The following is a 20,177-nucleotide window of genomic DNA, read 5'->3' on the forward strand; positions in this document are numbered from 1 at the left end:
AATTTTTATATAGCCTGTTTTTAAATATAAGCTTTAAATTAATTATTTTAGGAGAACAGTGAATGAAAACTAAAAGGTATATAGTCTTTTTTTCGGTATTTTTATTATTATTTATTTTTGGGGGGACAATTCCCCAAATGATTCATGCAGAGGAGCTGGATGACAGTGACCCGGTTTATTCAACGGAGCTAAAAAGTTTAACCATTGGAACTACAAAGAAATCAGCGATGCCTTACACTGATTTCAATATGTACCAAAAAATTAGCATGTTCAGAACGACGTATTTTCAGCCCCAATTGCTGGATGGTGAACATAACATTTATTATGCAGATATAAAAGATAATACTAAAAATTGCTATCTGTTTATTGCCGGTGAACGAAAATCGCCCACTGCAACCGTAGAAATTAGCGATTTATCCGATCCGAATAATTTGAATGAAAAAAATCTGGATATTGATTATACCATGGGCTATACAGGGGCAGGCATAGCTTCAGGAGCAACACCTATTGAGCCGGAGAATCCTTTTATTACGACAGGTCCAGTGCCAAGTTCTAATAATTTTCTTAGAGTTCATTATGGAATGACCTGCTTTAAAATAACCGTCACAGATAACAATGAAAGCGAGGTCTACTATTTAATCTTAAATGATAACGGAATGGGTATTTCTCCAGCATCACATAGTTCTGATCGAAAAATTGATTATCAAGATATTACGCTCTATAATGGGGAAACAAAGGCGGTACTCGAAGATGACTATCAGTACGTGAAAGCGGATAGTTATGCTGGAATCAATTTGGAAAATCAGTTGCCGGATGAGATTAGATCCATTCGTTTATCTTTAAAACGTGGATTAGTCACGACAACCTATCCCTATGTTGAAAGTGGAGAGTATTTAAGTGAGTTTTATCAACAGAATAGTAATTATGTCTCTATTAATGGGGGAGCATGGTCTCGTGTTGATGGTGACGGAACGGGTATTAGTCAAGAGCTGGTATTAAATCAGGGACTGAATATCTTACAGATTAGAAGTAGAAGTGATGGTGAAGTACGACCATCTTCATCTTATAATATACCAATCAATTATTCAACCCGAGTGATTTTATTAATGCGTGAAGGTGATAATACCTACTTGGCAACACCTGGCGAAGATGTTTCACTAAAAGAGCCGATTCAATTATATCGGGCGCTGGCACCAAATACAAATAAACCCGGCGAAGTTTTTAAAAAACATGAGATTTATGAAGAAAATGGGAAAAACTATATTGATTTAAAAACTACGGATCAATACCTGTGTGCGAAAGTCTTACCAACTGATACGAACGCTATCATTGGGATTAATGGCGCTACACAAAAAGTTGGGGGAAGCTATCTTCTTTACCTTGATCCTGACGTATTAAACGAAGAAACGCCGATTTCGATTAGCATAACTCCGGCTAATGGGGATGAAACAAAAGAAGAGCTCCATGATATCTATATTAAGTGGACGCAAGGTGGGGCCAATATGGAAGGGGTAGAGATCACTAATGCGACCTTGGATCAATCATTTAAAAGTGACTTGTCTCGCTATCTGGTAACCTCAACAGGCAGTGAGGACATAAGTTTTACATTTACGCTAACAGAGGGAGCGAAGATTTCGGCAATTTCCAAAGATTGGACGGAACTCGATGTTACCGATACAACAGTATTAAATAATAATACAATCACCGTGGGTGCTGACACACAGGAGTTAATCGTTACGGTCGACGCAACTTCCGATGGAGTTTCCTTTAGCAATGCTTACTATTTCGAATTTCCCCTGGTTAAAGAAACTGTTTCAGACGATACTAAACAGCGGGCAAAAACGTTACTGGATAAATCCATAAAGAATTTTGAAGCAAGTCAAGGAGATCAACTGACCAATACTTATTGGGATGTTTTTGCATATGCGGCAGCCAATGGCGATCTGAACAGGAAATATGCCTATAATGTCGAAACCCACAACTCCACATCAGCAACCAGTTATGGTGCGATTATTTTGGAGCTGGTACTCAGCGGCGAAAACCCGTATAATTACCATGGTATTAACTATGTCGAAAAGCTCTTAGGAGAGCAAGGGGAAGGCGGCAGTTTTGGTCCGTGGGGGAGCAATATCTGGGCCTTGATGGCCCTTGATGCTGCCGGGGCTCAATACAACAAACAGGATATACTCATAAATAAAGTAGCTTCGGAGGCGGCCAGTAGCAGTTTTGATCTGGATATGCGGGGGTGGGCCTTGATTGCATTGGCCAGCCATAACGATGTCCCGGGAGTCGAAGCTAAAATCGTTTCAGCAGTTCGTGATATTAAGAATTACCAGGAAACGGAAGGTGACTATAATGGTGCTTTCCAAAATCCACAGTATACGAACTATAATATTTTAACTCATTCTTGTGTGGTATCTGGTTTGGCGGCCTCGGGATTAGATATTAACGGAGCGCTATGGGCAAATGGCGATAAGAGTGCCCTAACTTATCTAGAGAGAGATGAGTTTGTCGGTCTTAATAGCACTCAATATATTATTGCGTTAGGTGACGTTTATAACGGCAGCAGTGTCTGGCAGCGGGCCGCCCTAACACGGGATGAATTCAATCAACTGGTTGTACAGGCAGAGACCGCTGTTGATAGTGCTGATACCGGATTAAAAAAGGACAATCTAAATGAAAAATTAACGGCCGCAAAAATGGCCGCCCTAAATGCTGGTGGCGACAATGTTGTAACTGGATTAGGTGAATCTTACTATACCTTAAAAAATGCCCTTGCGTTAGTTGATTCAACCATCAAACCAGATGTTACCATCGGTAGCGATAAGGTTCAGGCAGATTATGTCATTGGTTTAATAAGTGCGTTGCCGACAGGTGCAACTGCAGATGCAAAAAAGCCGACCAGGTTGGCCTATTATGCCCTTAACGATACCCAGAAAAAACTTGTCACAAACCGCAGCTTAATTCTGGATGATAGTGACATTGCCGGGGAAGTAACGATTTTGATTAATGCCTTACCTTCACTGGAATCGATCACCATTGATCATAAAACGGCGGTTATGGGAGTAAGAAGTGCCTATGATCTCTTGACGGAAAGTCAAAAGCTGCTTATCAGTGCGACAACACTTCAAAAATTGACTGATAGTGAAGCGAAAATTAAAGCATTGGAAGGGGCAGGAGAAATTAGTGCCGATCAGAAGGCTGCTAATGCAGTGATTGAAAAGATTAACGCATTGGGTAGCATTTCAAGCTATAGTCAAAAAGCAACTGTTGATGCGGCCAGAGCAGCTTATACATCACTTACCACTTATCAGAGAAATTTAGTTACGAACCTCAGCCAGCTGGAAGCAGCAGAAGCAAAAATCATTGCCCTAACACCGGAATGCACGATTACTGTAGCCATTGAGCGCTTCACTATCGGGCAGGGCTTCTATATTGAACCTCAAACCCTAACTATTAAGCAGGGCGATACTGCCTGGGATGCCGTTGAGAAGTTGTTAGGTGCCGAGAATATGGTTATCGGTAATGATCCCGGATATCTTGCAGCAATTAAAGGTGCGGATTCTGGTGCTGTCTCCATACCGAAGTATATAATCGATGAGTTAAATGCCGGCGATACCAATGCAGCTAAATCGCATGGGAAAACGCAATCAGGCAACACCCTTGGTGAAAAAGATTATAGCGATTATTCTGGCTGGATGTATTTTGTCAATAATAGTTCCCCAAGTGTTGGGATGAAAGGTAGCACCTTAAAAAATGGCGATGTACTTCGTTTGGCCTTTACCTATTGGGGAACCGGGGCGGATGTAACGGGAAAAGGTACTGACGGAAATAATGTTACTTACGAAATGAGCTTTACTCCTGAAAATCGAGATTCCCTTCTTAAAGCATTGGCCAAGGTCAATGGCAATACCGCCTACCTAAGTGACGCGGCCATCAGTGAAGCTTATGAAGCAGCCATGACTATTGTACAGGATATGACTGCAAAAATAAAACCGATTAACGACGCAACCACCGCCCTGAACAAAGCCATTGCCGACTATAAACCAGGAGATCCGGCAAATGATGCTAAGCTGGCCAAGGTTGTTACTGATCAGATCGCTGCACTACCGGCAGTGGCCAAGTTGACCTTAACTGATAAAGCCGCTGTCACCGCCGCTCGGACCGCCTATGATGCGTTGACAACGGCCCAGAAAGCACTGGTGACCAACCTTGGCACCCTGACAGCCGCTGAAGCCAAGATCACCGAGCTTCAGACCGCCGCCGATAAGGTTGCTGCCAAGGCTGTTAGTGATCAGATTGCCGCTTTGCCAGCAGTGGATAAGCTGGCACTGACCGACAAAGATGCGGTTGCTGCCGCCCGGGCTGTCTATGACGCGTTAAGCGAAGCCCAGAAAAAGCTGGTCACGAATCTTAGTACATTGACGGCCGTCGAAACACAAATGGCCAAGCTGCTGGCTGGCGAAGCCACCGAAGCCGACAAGGCCACGGCTAAAGCTGTCAGCGGACAGATTAGTGGATTGCCATCTGGCGACAAACTGGCCCTGGGCAGCAAGGCTGATGTGGTGGCAGCTCGCACTGCCTATAACAAACTGACCGACATTCAAAAAGCGTTGGTCTCCAACCTGGATGCGTTAGCTGTGGCTGAAGCTCGGATTGCCGAGCTGGAAGCGGCAACGCCACCGGCAAAAGATGAAGTCACCGGTATTGAAGTGGTTGGTCTCCCTGAAGGCGTTGGCCTGAAGGTTGAACCCGAAAGCGGCGACGCCGACAAGACCGACGAAGCGGAAAAGGCAGCTACAGAAGCCGGCATCAAAGATGCCAAGGTCGTCAGCCTCTACAGCATCAAGCCAGATATGAGTGACGAAGCGTTGGCTGAATTTAATAACAATCCCGACAGCTTTGTCACCCTGACGATGCCGTTAGGCGATGACCAGCAGGGTTATGACAGCTATAAGATTTATCATAAGAAAACCGACGGCACCGTGGAATGGATTACCCCAATCCTGTCCGCCGATGGAAAATCACTGCTCTTTAAAGTCAATGCCTTCTCCGAGTTTGGCGTCGTGGCAACAAAGGCTGTTGAGATCCCCACCGTTGATTTCAGTTACCGCACCCATGTTCAGAATGTGGGCTGGCAGGACTGGAAGAATAACGGTGCCATGAGTGGAACCCAGGGACAATCTCTGCGGTTGGAAGGGATCGAAATTAAGCGAGCCGATACCGCTGACGTCGACATGGGCATTCGCTACGAAACCCATATCGAAAATATCGGCTGGGAAGACAGCTGGAAAGCCGATGGCATCATGAGCGGTACCGAAGGGAAAGCCCTGCGACTGGAAGCGATCCGGATTGAACTAACCGGAGCCGCTGCCGAAAACTACGATGTTTATTATCAGGTGCATGCTCAAAATACCGGCTGGATGGCCTTTGCCAAAAACGGTGAAGACGCCGGAACAGCAGGATTTGGCTACCGCCTGGAAGGTATTCACGTGATTGTGGTACCCAAAGGACAAGCCGCACCGACACCAGAAGAAGGAAGCATTGAGACCGCGTTTCTGGTTAAAAACTGAGTAATAAACGAATCAGTTAAGGCAGTAAACAAACACAGACCCCTACGGGATGGAGGCTTAGCCTTCATCCCAAAATATAAATAGGAGTTCTTTTTTTGTATAAAAAAAAGAAAATGGGAGGCTTCAATGGCGACCAGAAAAACAATTGTAAAACCGGTCCGTTCGGTAGTACTTAAATAAAAAAAGAGCAGCGTGTTGGCTGCTCTTTTATGCTATCATTTTATTGAGCTTGCTTTTTTCTCAGTAAAAACACTTCTTTTTCATTTAGCAATTCTTTGTGTAAAATGAAATTAAGCGTCTCTTTGGTGTCGGTGAAATATTGCTCGGTATCAGTTTTGAATTCGGTTAAAACAGCAACCTGATCGGCGACAGCATCTAACTTAGTTTTGACACTAGTTAAATCAGATTCCAAGGTATCAAAGCGACCCTCCATGGTATCAAACTTTTTTAGCACAATGGTTTGAAACTCTTCGTTAGTCATAAATTCCCCTTTCAACGATCGGATATGTCGAGTTCATCTTGCAGATCATTTTAATTTATATTATTATACCTTAGTTTGTTAAAAATTAAAATAGTTATTTGAGGATTATAAACTCAAAACGACACCAATTATTTTCGAGCGATGATATTTTAAAATGAAGCAATTGTTAATAAAAAATATTGCAATTTCATACAGCAGATGATAAGCTTTATATAATAAGATGCAAAGCTGTTTGTTATACAATCAGTGGTGTAAAATTTAATCATGTCATAAAGAATGCCGGGAATGGTGTTAGTCAATCACATTATTCCATTAGGCTTAAGCAGGCAAGGCCTTTTTGTTTGCTTCAGGGGAATCCGGGTGAAAATCCCGAACAGATGCGCTACCGTAATTGCCAAAAGCATAAGCCGGGAACCTATTCTTTAGCAACAGCCATCGACCTTCGCAATTAAGGCGGTTGAGCAACAAAAAGTTCTACAGCAACTACTGGAACTTCGATCACAGGTCATTTTTTGACTTGGATGGAAGTTCTTTTTTTGTTGATTTTTCGCTTATATCATTAAGATAAAAATCAGTTATTGTAATTAGTACAGTTTGGAACAAGGAGGGATAGAGAGGGAACAAAGCTTGAGTCAACGGTTTGATAATCATTTAAAAAGAAGGAGAAAAAGCGAAATGAAAATGTTTAAGAAATCAAATGGGGTTTTGGCTATTCTATTGGTTTTAGGGATGTTCACACCCTTGTCGGTTATGGCAGCGGTTAACGAGGTGGAAAGCGGCAATGCCGGTGGTTCGGTTGTTATTGATATGGAGCGGTCAACGATTGGCCAGGGATTTTTCATCGAACCGGTTAAGATCAACTTTACAGAAGGTGAAACCGTCTTTGATCTGGTTTCACGATTGGCTGGGCCTGACAACATTATCGGGAGTAAGGTTTACATCAATGGCATTAAAGGAACTGATGCCGGAGTAGAATCGGTGGTGATCCCCAATTATATTGTCGAAAAGCTTGGCGGTGGTGATACCGCAACAGCCAAAGCCTTTGGAAATGCTGGCACGGATAATGCATTAGGGACCACCTCTTACAGTCAACAGGGAGGATGGATGTATTTAGTCAATAACCTCAGTCCGGATGTCGGTATGGGCGATTATGTGGTTAAAGACGGCGATGTTGTCCGGATTGCTTTTAGTTACTGGGGCTATGGAGCTGATCTGACTGGTTATGAATGGGGCTCACCGGAACCGAAGGTGATAATCGGTAATAAGGATGCCCTTTTAAAAGCAGTTGCTATCGTTAACACCGAGATGAAAGAAATTTATTTAAGTAATGATATCATAAAAATGGCCTATGACAATGCCATTGCAGTATCGACAAACATGGTTGCATCACAAAACGAAATAAATGTCGCAACCGCAGAACTTAACAATGCCGTTGCCGCCTTTAGTGTTAACGCTAGTTATCGGACTCATGTACAAAATGAGGGATGGCAAACGCTAAGGAAAAACGGGGAGGTAAGCGGAACGATTGGCGAATCACTGCGGCTGGAAGGGATTGAGATAAACCTGGAAGAAAATGCCGAGTATGACCTTGGTGTGGAATACAAGACCCACATTGAAAATCTGGGCTGGGAAGAGCAATGGAAAAGCAATGGGCAAATGAGTGGCACAGAAAAACAGGGTTTACGTCTGGAAGCCATTGATATTCAATTGACTGGCGCTGATGCCGATCAATTTGATGTTTATTATCAGGTGCATGCCCAGAATGTGGGTTGGATGGGTTATGCTAAAAACGGTGAGAGTGCCGGAACGGCAGGTTTTGGTTACCGACTGGAAGGTATAAAAATACAGGTAGTATCCCATGGTGCACCGGCACCAGTGGCGGCTGAGGGCACTGTGGGTAATGCATTTATAACTAAGTAATGAAAGGTGAAAAAATGAAAAGCTTGTTAAAAGACGTTAAAAGAAAAAGCTGGCTAATGGCCGGTTTGCTGATTTTAGTTTTGGTGTCTGTCCTAGGGTGGATGATGCCGGTCAAAGCCGCCGATAACAAAACAGCCATTGCGGTGAAGGTGGTCTACACCATCGAAAACAAGGTGGTTCCGGCTCAGGGAATCAATGAGAATTATGATGAATTCCTGCTAGCCAGCTACACGACTAAGTTAGTGGCGGCAGATGGTACCAGTGCGAGTCAGGCAATTATTGATAAAAGTCAGGCCAAACTGGTCCCGATGTACCCGGAAAGTACAATCCAAAATCCACTGATGTTTAGTGGGCTGGAATCAAAAGCTTATGATTTTAGTGGCGCTATTCCGGCACTTTTGAATCAGTACCTCATTGAGTATGACGAAGCACTGGCTGGTAACTATCAATTGACCTACTGGTACGAAGAAGAACGAACACCCTTAGCTGGGAAAGATTTTGAAGCCAACATGCCTTCGCTTAGCTATAATGGCAACACAACGGTACCTGATGGCGCTAAACAGGAAGCATTGATCAGTTCGGCTGAAAAATTGATTCAGGATTCACTGGTTTACCGCTTGCCGTCTACGGTATCGGGACAGGATGCGGTATTTGGAACAACAACCCAGGCCTATGGCTCATGGTTGATCTTTACGGCAGCCCGGGCCGATTATACGCCACACAGTGGCTTTTATGCCGAATGTTATGATGCCTTTGTGCAGAAATATCAGAAATCAGACAAAAAAGATGCTCAAGGCAAGCCTTTAAACGAAGGCTTTGATGCCAATGAGGTAGCCAAGGATGCCCTGGCAATCACCGCCATGGGTTATGATGCCAGAAATGTTGGCGGCTATAATCTGATTGAAATGCTGACCAATGGCAAGAACCCATCCGATGGGTATTTTGTTAAACAGGTCAGTGAATTTGCCATTGATTCCTATAATTATCTGCCGAATCGTGGCCATGCCTATATTCATGAGTTGGCCGCCAAGGCGCTGGCGGGTTCCGTTACTCATGTTGATCCGCTGATTGATATGTATATTATGGAATTCCAGCCGATTGCAGCTTTTTATGATCCCAATGCCAAAGACGGTGATGAATTTTATGATGTAAAACAAGCGATGGAGACGGTGTTCATTCCTTATTTCTCCCGGATTCAAGGCTATACTGGCCTCTTTTACAGCGGTATCGACTATAACAATGCCTGGTCGAATGCTCAAAGCTTTATTATGCTGGGCACCGCCGATGTCGATCTTTTCCAGACGGCCTTTATAAAAAATGGTTACTCGCTGCTTGATATTTTAACCGATAAAAACGAATCTTTCTCTGCTGATGAAGGTCAGATCGCCAGGGGTTATGAAGCCATTGTGCGAGCTTATCGGAATCAGAATAAGCTTTTTGACTGTACCGATGTCAGCAATTCTACCGTTAAGGTGAATGACGCCATTCGGGCCCTGCCAGAGGCCTCTGCAATCACGGCAGCCAACAAGGCAGCAGCTCAGCAAGGCTTGGATGCGGTGGATGCAGTACTTGGTTCGCTCAATTTAACGGCGAGTCAGAAAAGCAACATTGATATGACAAAGTATAATGCGGTTAAAGCGAAGGTTGAAGCAACGGAAGATCCCGCCGACCCCGTTGAACCAACGGTTCCGACCGTCAATTGTTTGTATCGAACCCATATTCAAAATGATGGTTGGGAAAAAGAGTTTAAAGCCAATGGAAAGATGAGTGGTACCGCTGGCCGTTCGCTTCGCTTAGAAGGCATTGAGGTAAAACTACAAGGTGATGCAGACCTGGGTATTGAGTACAAAACCCATATTGAAAACATCGGCTGGGAAGACGCATGGAAAGCCAATGGCGACATGAGTGGTACCAAAGGACAGGGATTACGCCTGGAAGCCATTGACATAAAACTAACCGGAGCCGATGCCGATAAATTTGACGTGTACTACCGTGTTCATGCGCAAAATTCTGGCTGGTTAAACTGGGCTAAAAATGGTGATAGTGCCGGAACCGCCGGTTTTGGTTACCGACTGGAGGGCATCAAAATTGTGGTGGTGCCAAAAGGTGAAACACCTCCGGCGGTAGAAGCAGGAACCAATGACTTAGCCTTTATCAACAACAACTGATGTTAAGGTAAACTGGGTTATAATGCCAGCATAAATCAAGGAGGTGAGCATTAGATGATTCTGATGAATATTTCAAATTACTCCGGCGATCTGGAAAAATTTGAAGGCGACTGGAAGAATGTGCAGAGTTTTTTAGAAAAACACCAACTGGATGGTGTGGAGTTGATTTGTTATGAAGAAGATTATCTGGATACGCTACCACGACAGATATTAAAAGGACTTCACTTGAAATATTTTCCCACCTGGCTGGAATTTTATCAAAATGATATGGCAAAGGTGTCGGAGATGTTTGGTGGGATGAAGGGGGTTCGTCAATATTATGGCGGTACCCATCCTGACATTCTGGTGGAGGCCTTTAGGCAGGAATATCAGCGAGCCCGGGAATTTGAGGTGGAGTATATGGTCTATCACGTTTCCCACGTAACCACGGAGCATTCATTTACCGGGGCTTTTGATTACACCGATGATGAGGTACTGGATGCAACTGTGGATCTGGTCAACCGGGCTTTTGATACCAATAGTGATGTACTGCTGCTGTTCGAAAATCTATGGTGGCCGGGGTTAACCCTCTTAGATAGGGACAAAGCCCAGCGGTTTCTGGATCAGATCAACTATGAAAATAAAGGCATCATGCTGGATCTCAGTCATTTGATGATCACAAACCCCAAGCTAAAAACAGCTCAAGAAGGTGCCGAATACATATTGGATTGCATTGAGAAGCTGGGTAGCTTAAAAGACTGGATCAAGGGCGTACATGTGAATCTGTCATTACCAGGAGACTATCTGTTATCAGATCATCGTACACAGTATCAAGAAATCCTGGCAACTGAGGATCAGTTTGAACGCTATCTTAAAACGGTGGGACATATTAAAAAAATTGACTGGCATGTGCCTTTTGATCATCCACTGGTTAAAAATATTATTGAGTCGGTGACGCCTGAATATATCGTGTATGAGTTGTTGGCCAAAGATTATGAAAGTCTGGATGCCTACATGGCGATTCAAAATCAGGCTATGGGATGTATTTGACCAGAGCAGAATAATTACTGAAAAGAGAATAATAAATAGTTTTTTGTTAAATGGTACTAATTAATGGCAATAAAAACTAAAAAACGGTTGCAATTTCAGATTCCTGGTGTTAATATTTAATTGATCTATTAAATGCGGTTAATTACTGACTGGAATTTAATTGGAGTTTCGTTATTCAAAATACGAAGTAAAAAGATTTTGAATAAGATTATTTTGACAACTTAATAATTGTTATAAAGAATGCCGGGAATGGTGAGTTTGATCTCAGTCAATTCTATTAGGCTTGATAAGGTGATCAGATTTATCGATCAAATTATCTTAGGGGAATCCAGGTGAAAGTCCTGAACAGATGCGCTACCGTAATTGCCTTTGGGCATGAGTCGGGAACCTATTCTTTATTAACCGGTATAATCCTTCGCACTTGAGGATACATGCCAAACAAAGTTCTACAGCATATTCTGGAGCTTCTGTCGTCAGTCATTTTTTGATTGAGACGGGAGCTCTTTTTTTGTAATTGTTTGGAAAATGTAAAAAAATTTTGATTGATGAAGTGAGGGAGAAGATGAAGAAGTTAATGAAGAAGATGTTGATGCTGGGATTAATGATGACCGTCCTGCTTTTTTCAGGACCGGTGCAAGCCGAAGAGAATGTGCCGGTTCAGGAAGAGGCACAGACCGGAACCATCAGTATTTCGGTGGAAAAATTTTCCTTGGGCGAAGGTTATTATGTCGAACCGGTGCAAATCCCTATTTATACTGGGGATACCGGAATAACAGTGTTAAACCGTTTTTTAGGAAGCGATAAAATTGTCTGGAAAAGTAATTATCTGGTTGGCATTTACGGTGCTCAGACTGGAGAACTCAATGTACCCGCCAGTATCTCTAAAATGGAATCCCATCAGGATTTTGGCGACGCACCAACAACAGAAACGGCCCTGGCCGAAGGTCTGACTTACCCGGATCGGCTATCAGAGAAAGATTACAGCCCCATGTCCGGATGGATGTATTCGGTTAACAATGTTTTTCCCGGTTATGGACTGGACGGGTATACGCCAGCTAATGGCGATATTTTTCGGTTGCAATTCACCCTCTGGGGTTACGGTGCCGATTTAGGTCAGGATTTTATGGGCGGAATGGCACCCATTAATCAAACGGACAAAAGCGATCTGACAAAACTGCTGGCAGAGATTAACTCCAGCAGCAAAAAAAGTCAGTATCTACAGGATACTCAGTTTAAAACATTGTATGATCAGGCCTACAAAATGATGATGAATTTTGAAGCAACGACGAAACAAGCGCGTGAATTATATAATGAACTAAAAGCCGCTATTCCCGTGGTAACTGAGCCCGTCAGTGCCACCTATCATACCCATATTCAAAACGTTGGTTGGGAAGAAATCTGGAAAACAGATGGGGTGATGAGTGGAACCTCCGGTCGGGGCTTACGACTGGAAGGGATTGAAGTTAAACTCAGTGGAACTGAAGGCCATGATTTAGGCATTCGGTATAAAACCCATATCGAGAACATCGGTTGGGAAAACGATTGGAAAGCTGATGGTGTAATGAGTGGCACCAAGGGACGGGGCCTGCGACTAGAAGGGATTGACATTGAGCTGACAGGGGCAGATGCCGGGCAGTTTGATGTATATTACCAGGTTCATGCCCAGAATTTTGGCTGGCTGGATTGGGCTAAAAATGGTGAAAGTGCCGGAACCGCGGGCTTTGGCTACCGGTTGGAAGGCATTCGGATTGTGGTTGTACCCGCTGGCGAAGCAGCACCGGGCTCAACGGAAAGACCTTTTGTTACCAATAACTAATCAAGCCAACAGAAGTAAATGATGCTTAAGCGGGCTGGAGTTGTCAGGATAGAAGTTAATCAATGATTGCGTTGAGATGAAAGTGATGTGAAAAAATGAAACACAATTTAATAAAAAAAATCAGCTCCTTTGTGTTAAGTGTAACACTGTTGCTCACATCCAACGCGATGGTATTAGCAGTCGGAGAGGTTAAGCCACAGCAGAGTAGCGTGACGGTAACGGTGGAAAAACTGACGCTAATGGATGGGTTTGTTTTAGCACCGACTAAGGTAACCGTTGGCAGCGGTGAAAGTCTTGGCAGTATCCTGGATCGGGTGGTCGGAAACCAGATGATCTGGCAAGGTGATCGGCTTTATGCGGTGGTTGGAGCGCAGTCTTCAGGCGATTCGGTACCTACTGTTATTTCGGCAATGGGAGTTAACGAAAATAATGAGGTATCGCCAACCCAGGCCAGCTTAAATGAAGTTGGACTTTTGTCCCCCGGACAACTCGGAGAACGCGATTACAACTCCATGTCGGCGTGGATGTGCACGATTAACAATCAACTGATCGGCAGCGAAATGGCAGGCTATGTTCCGAATCCTGGCGATGTTATCCGGGTGCAGTTTTCATTATGGGGAAACGGTGCCGATCTGGGGCAGACTCTTTCTGGAAACGTACCAGCTATCTTTGTGGCGGACAAAGACCCACTTTTAGAAGCCTTAGCTCAAGTACGGAACAGCCCGTATTTTAATCAGTTTATGACCGATGCGGCTTTTAGTGATGCCTATGATCAGGCCATGAGTATAGCGAAGAACTTACAGGCCTCACAGGGGGCCGTCGATGCGGCGACAGATCAATTAAAAACACTACAGCCAATTCCCGCTGAGTCAATCACGCTATCGGTTGGAAATCTGGAAATGAATGTGGCTCAAACCTATGAACTAAAGGTGACGGTTTATCCGGAAAACGCGACCCTTGGCAAAGTAGTGAACTGGCAGTCCACTAATCCGGACGTGGCGATGGTTGATGATAATGGCGTGGTTACCGGGATGGGGCCAGGTCTGACAACGGTTTTGGCAACAACACAAAGTGGCGATTTAAGCGCGACCTGTCTGGTCGATGTAAGAGCCATCCCGATGACCGGTATTAAGCTTAGTTTAAATGGATTGGCCCTGGAGACGGCGGGAATCCATCAGTTGAGTGTCTTTTATACGCCGGAGAGCACAACGGACGCAAAAGAGGTGCGATGGTTAAGTTCGGATACTGGAGTTGTGGAGGTATCCACATCGGGTTTGGTTACGGCAACTGGCAAGGGAACGGCAACGATTACTGCCCAAACAGCCGGTGGCCACACCGCGAAGTGTGAGGTGACGGTGGCCACGCCGCGGGAATTGGCGGATGGCATCACGGCAAAAATAAACGCTTTACCAAAAATTAAAGCGTTGGTGCTTTCGGATAAGCCGATGCTGGAAGCGATCAAAGCCGAGTACGAGGTTAGTCCCGAAAATACCAAGCGGCTGGTGAGTGTTTCGGCAATCGAGAAGCTGACGGCTTTGCTCAATCGGATGGCTGAACTGGAGGTAAATCAGGCGCTGGCAAATCAGGTGATTGCCGCCATTAATCTGCTCCCAGAGCCCGATCAGACTAAGCTAATAAACGAAGCGGCGGTGGTATCGGCGAGAGCTGCTTTTGTCAGTGGATTAACCGCTGAGCAACAAAGTCTTGTTCCTAAAGAAGCACTTGATAAGCTGACGGCCTGTGAAAAAATGATCAAGTTGATCAAAAAAAACAATCAGAATGCTGCAAGAATCGTTATGGCAACCATTGCAGACTTACCTCAAACATTAACGCTAGCTGATGTTAAACAGGTATCCGCTGCCCGTAAAGATTATGAGGCATTAAATACCGACCAGCAGGGGCTGGTTGAAAATAGTGGGATCTTAAATACGGCGGAATTAGAGATTGTCAAGCAGATCCAGCTTGCGACTTCAGACATTGATGAGCAGACGTTAACGATCGGTTCTTATCAGTTTTTAACATTCTTAGAACTGGGAAAAGCATATGACTGTTTAGCAGAAAGTCAGCAGAGACTTCTGGACACCAGCGTGAAAGATAAAATTCTGGGGCTTCAGAAACGAGTGAAAGCTCAAAACAAGGCAGACGGCGACATTGTTGTTGATACGCCCTGGTATGTCAGTCAGCAGGTGGATCAGGTTAAGGTTACACAAATAGCCTATAGCAAATTTATCGAGCTGATGAAAAACGAAAAAATTAGTTCGGAATCAACCCAATTATTAAATTTATACACCATATCCTTAAAAGATATGACAAACTACAACCTGGACTATATGCCTACTTCAGATGAGCGATTAACCATATCATTATCGGTGAGTAACGATGTTCTGGCTTATGATCAGTTAAGCATTGTTACCCAGCAAAAAGATGGAACCGTTACAGTGATTGACAAAGACCAGTATACACTTTTAGAAAATCGAATTGAATTCAAAAGCGTCAATCCTTCACTGGTGGGAATTATCGTGGATAGAACTTCCCTTAAAACCTTGCAAACAACGATCAATACCGAACAGATTAATCCGTTGGAACCGGAAATCACCAAAGCGCTGGAGAAAACATCGGATTATATGCTAATAGCAGCGGCAAATCCGACCATTCAAAGCGGTCTCTGGGAAACCGTCTGCTTTGCCAGAGGGGGGTATGCGGTGCCGGAAGGCTATTATGAACTGTTCTACAGTAATGTGGTAAAGGAGTTAAACGAAGGGGGCGGATCAATTTCCGGTGATCGGACCAATACCGACTATTCAAAAACCATTTTGGCTTTAACTGCCATTGGCAAAGATCCTACCGATGTTGGTGGTTATAATCTGCTGAGTAAACTGTCCAATTTTACCCAGATTAAGCGGGGTGGCATGATGGCCTATGTTTGGGCACTGATTGCGTTGGATTCAAATAATTACGAGATACCGCTCAATACAACGGGTGTGCAAACCACCCGGGAACTTCTGATTCAAACCATTCTGGATCGGGAAGTGGTAACCAGTGCCGGGGTCCGGGGTGGCTTTTCACTGTATTCAGACAGTGCTGATGCGGCTCCGGATACGGATGTGACGGCGATGACGCTTCAGTCGTTGGCGAAATATAAAGATCGGGAAGATGTTAAACCAGTCGTTGACCGGGCCGTGAACACCTTGGCTGAACTTCAGAATAGCAACGGCAGTTATGGCACCTTTGGTGCACCGGAAACCTCTGAGAGCACATCCCAGGTCATTCTAGCATTGACCTCGCTGGGCATTGATCCCGCCGCTGATCCCCGTTTTATCAAGGGTGATCATTGGATCTTATCCGATTTGATGAACTATTATGTCGACGGAGGCGGCTTTATGCATATAAAAGCCGGCGGTACCGGCAACGGTGGCGGCGAACCCGGCACGCTCAATGGGATGGCTTCTTATCAGGCCATGCAAGCGATGATTTCCTATAATCGCTTAAAAAGTGGGAAACCCTGGATTTTTGGGATTACCGATGGCTTTAACCCAGTCATTGACAAAGAAAAAAGCCTCGATGATATAAAAAAAGAATATGAACAGAGTTTTGGTACTACAAAATCAGGCGGAAGTGGTACGGTTGCAAAAGCGAGTGGTGGAACAGCGGCCGCCGGATCTGCTACCGGCACGACGGCGACGGCTGCTTCAAAGGGTGGAACGTCTGCTGAGAATTTTACACCCTGGTCGTTTGATGGTACCTATACTCCAAACGCAAAAACTGCTGAGGCGGAAAATTCTGGGGCCATGATCATTGATCAAATCAATGGTCCGATGATTTTTGGCGGTGTTGTGATTCTACTGACCGGTATTGTGGGAGCAACCATGTATCTGGTTAAGAAAAAGAGAATGAAACGGGCATGAATACGGTTGATAACAAAATTAAAAATTCGCCATGGACACGGCTTTTTAAGAATCGCACCCTGATTTCATCACTATTAGTTTTTATCCTGATCCCCCTGACTATCTGGGTGGGGATTACCTATTTGGGGGATCGGAAATACTTATTTATTAGTTTGCTGATTATTTTTTACAGCTTTATTCCGTTTGGCTTGTCTTTTGAAAATAGAAAGCCGGAAGCTCGGGAACTGGTGTTGATTGCAGCAATGGCCGCCATTGCTGCCTGTGGGAATCTGGCCTTTTTTATGATTACCCCGTTCCAGGCTGGCGGTGCACTGATTATCATTGCTGGAATTTGTCTGGGTCCGGAACAGGGATTTCTAACCGGGGCCATGGCCCGGCTGGTGGTAAATATGTTTGCCGGTCAGGGACCCTGGACCCCCTGGCAGATGTTTTGCTGGGGCTTATTGGGATTTTTAGCGGGGCTCTGCTTTAATAAAGACCTGGAATTTGTTAAAAAGGAAAGCGATTTTAAAATCGTTTTGGGTCCGGTTATGGGTGTGCTTTTCGCAATTCTAATTGGCCTGCTGATGCACCTGTTTCTCAATGTAGGCGGGACCTTTATGGGGTGGCAGCTTTATGGATATGGCGCTATTGGTCTTTTAATTGGCATTCTGATTCAGCACAAGCGGCTACCTGTCGATCGGCTAACCATCGGGGTCTTTGGTTTTCTGACGACCTTCATCATTTATGGGGGAATCATGAACATCGCTGCATTGGTGATGTCAGTCGGTGTTTCTGGTTCCGGAATGGCCATGGATTGGAGCTCCATGAAGCTTTTATATATTTCCGGTGTACCCTATGATGCGGTTCACGCGCTGGGGACGGCGTTTTTTGGGGCGATGTTGGGTCCGGTGATGGTCGAGAAGCTGGAGCGGGTAAAAATAAAATTCGGTCTGTATCAATAACAATTGCCGGTACGACGTTGTTTGTTGATGGCATAGAAAATGACTAAAATGAGTCAGGAAGAATTGTTGAGGAGAAGAACATGAAGGAAGGTTTGCAAAAGAGGTGGCTGTTGCTACTGCTTATGTTTATTTTAATGGCAGTAACAACCTTGGGGTGCAGCAATATTAATGCAGCATTATCCAGTGATGCGGAGTCACAGGATGTCGTGGAATTAGCAGATGATACTGCGATCCCGGAGGATGGCGTAATTACTGCGGCCCAGTTTCGCTCCATCGCCGGTCAGGATCGAACGGTAACTTTTTCGGGCACCGGGGAAAATGGCATCAATTACGTTTGGTCGTTTAGTGGTAAGGATATCAAAAACCCGGTTGATCAGAACTTGAAAATTGAATTTAGCACCCAGGGTGACACCCTTAATCGCATTAAAGCAGGGGCCGGAAATGCGCCCTATGGCATTGGGATGAAAATAGCTGGGAGTAACGGGCTGATTACCGTTCCAACCTTAACCATCACCCTTGCGGAAAAATGGGACGCAGACAGTGCTGCGCTGTGTAAAGTCAATGCCGGAAGCGTTGCTAAGATGAGTAATGCCACCTTTGATCCCCAATCAGCTACGACTCGCTTATCCTTTAAGGTCATTGAGACTGGAGATGATTATTATGTTGTGGCTGGCAAAACCATTGCACCGATCCAGAATGCCAGTTCAGGTGAATCAGGAACAACAGGAGACGGTATGGCAGCAGCGGATGGTTCAAGCAGTAGCAGTTCGGCTGGCAATGTCTGTACCCTTTCAATTAATTGTTCGACCCTGCTCGATCATATGGACCGATTGCCTTCAGGAAAGGGTGCCTTTGTTCCGGCCAACGGCTGGATTCTTTACCCCTCGGAAGTGAGCTTTAACGCGGGAGAATCGGTTCACGATGTGCTTCAACGGGTCTGTCGGGACAATGGTATTCACATGGAATCCAGTTTTACACCGGCTTATAACTCCGCTTATGTTGAGGGTATCAACCAGCTTTATGAGTTTGACGGTGGGGAGCGTTCCGGATGGATGTATAATGTCAATGGTTGGTTCCCCAATTACGGGTGCAGTCAATACGCCGTCAAACAGGGTGATGTCATTAACTGGGTTTACACCTGCGATCTGGGCAGAGATGTTGGGGATAATAGCATGTGGTAGGATTTAAGAAGTGAATCTTGTCAGTTAAGTAGGAGCTATCAGCTTTGCGCCCGCTTTGGCGCAAAGCAATGGCCGCTCAATGTTTTTTGTTTCGTAATTGTTTATCAACAAATCATTAAGGAGGGTGTCAATGGAAGATGCTTTTTCGACCTATCATCCGATCATAAATTTTTTCTATTTTGTAGTCGTCCTGACCATCAGTGTGTTTTTTAATCACCCGGTGATTTTGGGCGTGTCGCTTATATCGGCAATCATCTATTCTATGGTGCTTCAAGGCTGGCAGAAGGTGCTGAAATTTAATTTCTTATTTATGCTGCCAATGTTAATTATTGTAGCGCTGATTAACCCGCTCTTTAATCATGCTGGGGTAACCATCTTGTTTTACTTGAAAAATGGCAATCCCATCACCCTGGAATCCATCATTTATGGCATTGTGATGTCGGTGATGCTGGTCCAGGTGATAATCTGGTTTTCCTGTTATAACATTATTATGACATCGGACAAGTTTATCTATCTGTTTGGGCGAATCATCCCGGCACTGTCGCTGATTTTTTCCATGGTTTTGCGGTTTGTACCAAAATTCAAGGCTCAGCTTAAGGTGATCAGTAATGGGCAGAAATGCATTGGTCGGGATATTACCAACGGTAATATCTTAATGCGGGCCAGACATGGGGTAACCATTCTCTCGATTATGGTCACCTGGGCGCTGGAAAATGCCATTGAAACCGCGGACAGCATGAAGGCGAGAGGCTATGGGCTAAGCGGTAGAACGGCCTTTTCCCTCTATCGTTTTGATAAACGGGATAAGGGAATGCTGGCAATGATGCTGGGCTTGCTGCTGTTGTTTATTGTCGGGGTATCGATGGGTAACACCTTTGTTCAATATAATCCCGCGATTGTTATAAGTGGCATTAACCCGGTCACCTTTTTTAGTTTTTTTACTTATTTCATTTTTGGAGCCTTTTGTTTGATGCCGGTGGCAGTAGACGGTCTGTCTTACCTGAGATGGGAAAAAATGAAGGCGGTGATACCGGAAAAAGAGTTCCATATGGAAATGCAGGTGAGTGTGGAAGCACCATAAACACACAAAAATAAGAACGTGAATGACGTTGATCTTTACAGTAGATCTTTAAGAAGGAGGCATTGATGATTTTTATCAA

General features: G+C 44.6%; 10 protein-coding genes and 1 riboswitch. Of the genes, 9 read left to right on the forward strand and 1 reads right to left on the reverse strand.

Translation table 11 applies throughout. The features are described 5' to 3' along the window. The first annotated feature begins 62 nt into the window (after nt 1-62). Nucleotides 63-5,573: a DUF4430 domain-containing protein gene (locus U2P91_RS08745; RefSeq protein WP_322519462.1), complete on the forward strand. Its 5,511-nt coding sequence runs from the start codon at nt 63-65 to the stop codon at nt 5,571-5,573. 220 nt (nt 5,574-5,793) lie between these two features. On the opposite strand, the gene U2P91_RS08750 is transcribed toward U2P91_RS08745, so the two are convergent. Continuing rightward, a complete protein-coding gene (locus tag U2P91_RS08750; protein ID WP_111888099.1) occupies nt 5,794-6,054 on the reverse strand; it encodes a hypothetical protein in 261 nt (86 codons plus the stop codon). Nucleotides 6,055-6,359: 305 nt separating this feature from the next. Next, nucleotides 6,360-6,492, forward strand: a riboswitch (cobalamin riboswitch). 237 nt (nt 6,493-6,729) lie between these two features. Here U2P91_RS08750 and U2P91_RS08755 point away from each other — a divergent pair. From U2P91_RS08755 to U2P91_RS08790, 8 genes are all read left to right on the forward strand, one after another. Then, on the forward strand, nt 6,730-7,974 hold the full coding sequence (locus tag U2P91_RS08755; RefSeq protein WP_322519463.1) for a DUF4430 domain-containing protein: 1,245 nt from the start codon (nt 6,730-6,732) through the stop codon (nt 7,972-7,974). A gap of 14 nt (nt 7,975-7,988) precedes the next feature. Beyond that, nucleotides 7,989-10,142 (forward strand): hypothetical protein, encoded by a 2,154-nt coding sequence (locus U2P91_RS08760; RefSeq protein ID WP_322519464.1) that lies wholly within the window; start codon nt 7,989-7,991, stop codon nt 10,140-10,142. A gap of 54 nt (nt 10,143-10,196) precedes the next feature. Beyond that, a complete protein-coding gene (locus U2P91_RS08765; protein WP_111888098.1) occupies nt 10,197-11,171 on the forward strand; it encodes a TIM barrel protein in 975 nt (324 codons plus the stop codon). Nucleotides 11,172-11,733: 562 nt separating this feature from the next. After that, on the forward strand, nt 11,734-12,987 hold the full coding sequence (locus tag U2P91_RS08770; RefSeq protein ID WP_322519465.1) for a DUF4430 domain-containing protein: 1,254 nt from the start codon (nt 11,734-11,736) through the stop codon (nt 12,985-12,987). Between the two features lie 95 nt (nt 12,988-13,082). Then, nucleotides 13,083-16,892, forward strand: coding sequence for an Ig-like domain-containing protein (locus U2P91_RS08775; RefSeq protein WP_322519466.1), 3,810 nt, complete (start codon nt 13,083-13,085; stop codon nt 16,890-16,892). After that, nucleotides 16,889-17,836 (forward strand): ECF transporter S component, encoded by a 948-nt coding sequence (locus U2P91_RS08780; protein WP_111888096.1) that lies wholly within the window; start codon nt 16,889-16,891, stop codon nt 17,834-17,836. Before U2P91_RS08775 ends, U2P91_RS08780 begins: the two co-directional genes overlap by 4 nt. Nucleotides 17,837-17,916: 80 nt before the next feature. Continuing rightward, entirely contained in the window at nt 17,917-19,017 is a 1,101-nt protein-coding gene (locus U2P91_RS08785; protein ID WP_111888095.1) for a DUF4430 domain-containing protein, read from the forward strand. Between the two features lie 130 nt (nt 19,018-19,147). After that, nucleotides 19,148-20,098 carry an energy-coupling factor transporter transmembrane component T gene (locus U2P91_RS08790; protein WP_111888094.1) on the forward strand — a complete coding sequence of 317 codons (951 nt, stop codon included), beginning with the start codon at nt 19,148-19,150 and terminating at the stop codon, nt 20,096-20,098. Nucleotides 20,099-20,177: the final 79 nt, after the last annotated feature.

Origin of the sequence: Acetobacterium sp. K1/6 (genome assembly GCF_034438075.1) — a bacterium.
Taxonomy (GTDB): domain Bacteria; phylum Bacillota; class Clostridia; order Eubacteriales; family Eubacteriaceae; genus Acetobacterium; species Acetobacterium carbinolicum.

Excerpts from the sequence above, each read along its gene's own strand:
- U2P91_RS08745 (WP_322519462.1), top strand. The coding sequence starts at position 63 with ATGAAAACTAAAAGGTATATAGTCTTTTTTTCGGTATTTTTATTATTA.
- U2P91_RS08755 (WP_322519463.1), top strand. The coding sequence starts at position 6,730 with ATGAAAATGTTTAAGAAATCAAATGGGGTTTTGGCTATTCTATTGGTT.
- U2P91_RS08790 (WP_111888094.1), top strand. The coding sequence starts at position 19,148 with ATGGAAGATGCTTTTTCGACCTATCATCCGATCATAAATTTTTTCTAT.
- U2P91_RS08750 (WP_111888099.1), bottom strand. The coding sequence starts at position 6,054 with ATGACTAACGAAGAGTTTCAAACCATTGTGCTAAAAAAGTTTGATACC.
- U2P91_RS08785 (WP_111888095.1), top strand. The coding sequence starts at position 17,917 with ATGAAGGAAGGTTTGCAAAAGAGGTGGCTGTTGCTACTGCTTATGTTT.
- U2P91_RS08770 (WP_322519465.1), top strand. The coding sequence starts at position 11,734 with ATGAAGAAGTTAATGAAGAAGATGTTGATGCTGGGATTAATGATGACC.
- U2P91_RS08760 (WP_322519464.1), top strand. The coding sequence starts at position 7,989 with ATGAAAAGCTTGTTAAAAGACGTTAAAAGAAAAAGCTGGCTAATGGCC.
- U2P91_RS08780 (WP_111888096.1), top strand. The coding sequence starts at position 16,889 with ATGAATACGGTTGATAACAAAATTAAAAATTCGCCATGGACACGGCTT.
- U2P91_RS08765 (WP_111888098.1), top strand. The coding sequence starts at position 10,197 with ATGATTCTGATGAATATTTCAAATTACTCCGGCGATCTGGAAAAATTT.
- U2P91_RS08775 (WP_322519466.1), top strand. The coding sequence starts at position 13,083 with ATGAAACACAATTTAATAAAAAAAATCAGCTCCTTTGTGTTAAGTGTA.